Below are 2,861 nucleotides of genomic sequence, written 5' to 3'. Positions count from 1 at the left end.
TACTTCTCCTTTTTTGATTTTTTTGAGGGGGTATACCCCCTCAAAGGTGTTAAAAAAAGTTAACATTGCCATGTTAACTTTTTTGTCCACCTTTAATACATCAGACGATGTATCTTTTAAAAAGATATACCTAAAAAAAGGTGAAAAGATATCTATTGGTCTTGCATGAAACTATAATTTAAAAAATAAAAAGAATGGAAATCCACATGTTCATGATTTTGACCTTAAAATTATTGGACCAAACAATTTTGAAAAATCAAGTCAAATGACAGATAATAATTATGAAAGAGTTGTATTTGAAGTTCCTGAATCAGGTGAGTATAATTTTAAAGTTAAACCATACGAAAGTTTATTACATTCAGATGAATTTCATGTTGCTCTATCTTTTGTAAAGTTTTAAAAATGAAATTTAAAAATTTATTGAACTTAAATTTAATATCTGTTTTAGGTTTTTCATTAATGGTTTCATGCAAAATAAGTAAAAATTCTACAAACTTAGAAAATTATAAAAATAATGAAAATATAAAAGAAAATATTTATAAAATTGATAATATTTTGTGAAATTCATTTGATTTTAATAAAAGAAATAATGCTTTTTCAATACAAGATCAAGAGGTATTTAAACAAAAAATTATTTCTGAAATACTTCCTAAAAATATTATGGATAATATTAATTCTAATTAGAATAATTTTTACAATCAATTTAATATGGTATTTAATGAAAATATTCAAAAAAAATTTCATATTATTTATTACTCTAGTTATAGTTCTAGAGAACCTATTTATTCAGTTAAAATTAAAAATAATAATGTAAAAATACACTATAGTACATATGACGATAAACACAAATCTCTTATTGAGGGTCAATACTTAATATTTATTGAAAAGAATAAGTTAGATAGTGTTAACTCTATAACATTTAATGATATATACGAAGATAATAAAACGAACCAATATAGTGATATTTTTAAAAAAAGAAAAATAAGATTTGGTTTTCATAATCAAAAATAGGAATCAAATAATTTTGATTTTCCGGTGTTTCCACTTATTTATTAAAAAATACTTAAACATCTATATTATGGTTGTTTAAGTATTTTTGTTAATTATTTATTTACAATTTTTGAATAAATAATCAAGAATTATTAAAGTTTAGTTTTATCTTGTTTTTTTTTAATTAATCAGACACCCGGGTTTTCTGTTAGAATTAGAGATATTTTTAAATTTAATTAAGTATTTTAATGTTTAAATATATCATTTAAACCATTAACTAAATTACTTTTAATATTATCATGAATATGATTTTGATTTTCTAATACACTTAATAATTTCTCATTTAATTCAGGAATTGAACTACTTCCTGCAAAATATAATTTCTCACTAGAATTATCTACTAAACAAATTAACATTGTTAATTGATAATCATTACTATTAAATGATTCAATATATTTTATATATTGTTCATATAATGTTTTGGTTTTATTTTCATCAATATCACTTTTATATGTTTTAATTTCTATATAAATATAATGATTATTATATTTAATAATAAAATCAGGAAATGAAATATGTAATTCATAATTATCATCTAAGTATTGAAATGAAATACCATCTGGTAATGGATTTTTAGACCATAATTTAAGATGATACATATCTTTATAAGTCTTTAATTTATCAACAAATATTTTTTCTGCTAATGAATCTAAATAAAAATTTGAAATATCAGATTTATTTAAATCTTCATAAACAAAAGATTCATCTGTTTTAATAATATTTTTAGTATCTTTGTTTTCAATAAGTATATTAACTGGAAGATTTTTATTGAAATCAATTTTATATTGTGTATTTTGATTATTGATTTGAGTTATAATTGTTTGTTGATAAATACTTTTAAACTCATTTGCTAAGTCTTTATAAACTAAATAATCAAATCATTGTTTAGAAATTTTGTTATTCATTTGATTAAATAAATTATTTAAATAATCATTTATATTCTTTGTAAAGTATTTTTTGTATTTCTTTTTTAATTTATTTAAATATATTTGTAAATCTATTATGTTAATGATTTTAGAATTTATAAATTTTGCAGTTCCATATGACTGACTTTCAAATGAAACAAAATCATTCTTTTGATATTTATGTTGATATTCATCATATGAACTTTTAAAAAATGATTCATTGATAAATTTATCATTAGAATTTTTAAACTTTTTGTTTAAAAATTCAATTACTTCTTGTTCATAAGTTTGTATGTCTATAATTCCTTTTTCAATAGAATAATAATTGCTTTCTAGATAACCAAATGGAAATTCTTCTTGAACATATTTTTGTTTAATTACAGCAGTAGTTGTATCACTATCTATAACATTTAAATTGCTATAAATATAATAATTATTAGCAATAGAATTTATACTAAAGTCAAAACCAGGATTCGGATTTCTTTTAATTCTACCAATTGTTTGAATACTTAAGTTCTTAGACGAAATATTTCTAAGTTGTACCAACATACAAGCTCTAGGAATATTTCATCCAATTGATGGACCTATTTTAAAGATAATAACATCCACTGGTGAAGTATTTTTAGATATATCTCTTAGAGTTCAGTTTTCTTTTGTTCTAATATTTGTATTTTTATCTTTTGAATCAAAATATTTAACTCAAGTTAATCCGTTTTCTTCTAAGATATTGATAATTTGATTAATTTGTTGATTGAATTCTTGATTTTTTAATTCGTTTTGACTATCATTATCTACTTGAATTAACATTGCAGGATTAATTCCAATTAATCCTTTTTCATTAATATGATCATTATAATGTTGTTTGATTAGTTTAAATTCTTGACAAGCAAGTTTTAATATCGATTC

General features: G+C 20.4%; 4 protein-coding genes. 3 read left to right on the top strand and 1 reads right to left on the bottom strand.

Annotation, left to right across the window (positions count from 1 at the left end):
• Positions 1 to 46 precede the first annotated feature (46 nt).
• Genes T405_RS03475 through T405_RS03765 form a run of 3 tightly spaced genes read left to right on the top strand, consistent with a single transcriptional unit; the run spans position 47 to position 1,011 of the window.
• A complete protein-coding gene (locus T405_RS03475) occupies positions 47 to 400 on the top strand; it encodes a hypothetical protein (RefSeq protein ID WP_036431317.1) in 354 nt (117 codons plus the stop codon).
• 2 nt (positions 401 to 402) lie between these two features.
• A complete protein-coding gene (locus T405_RS03770) occupies positions 403 to 684 on the top strand; it encodes a hypothetical protein (protein ID WP_051619566.1) in 282 nt (93 codons plus the stop codon).
• Positions 685 to 708: 24 nt separating this feature from the next.
• Positions 709 to 1,011 carry a hypothetical protein gene (locus T405_RS03765; RefSeq protein WP_051619565.1) on the top strand — a complete coding sequence of 101 codons (303 nt, stop codon included), beginning with the start codon at positions 709 to 711 and terminating at the stop codon, positions 1,009 to 1,011.
• Between the two features lie 224 nt (positions 1,012 to 1,235).
• Here T405_RS03765 and T405_RS03960 read toward each other — a convergent pair.
• The coding region (locus T405_RS03960; RefSeq protein WP_036431314.1) for a hypothetical protein at positions 1,236 to 2,861 on the bottom strand (1,626 nt) is incomplete at its 5' end.

Origin of the sequence: Mycoplasmopsis felis ATCC 23391 (assembly GCF_000701865.1) — a bacterium.
GTDB lineage: Bacteria > Bacillota_I > Bacilli_A > Mycoplasmatales > Metamycoplasmataceae > Mycoplasmopsis > Mycoplasmopsis felis.
This window is presented reverse-complemented; position numbering and strand designations above follow the sequence as displayed.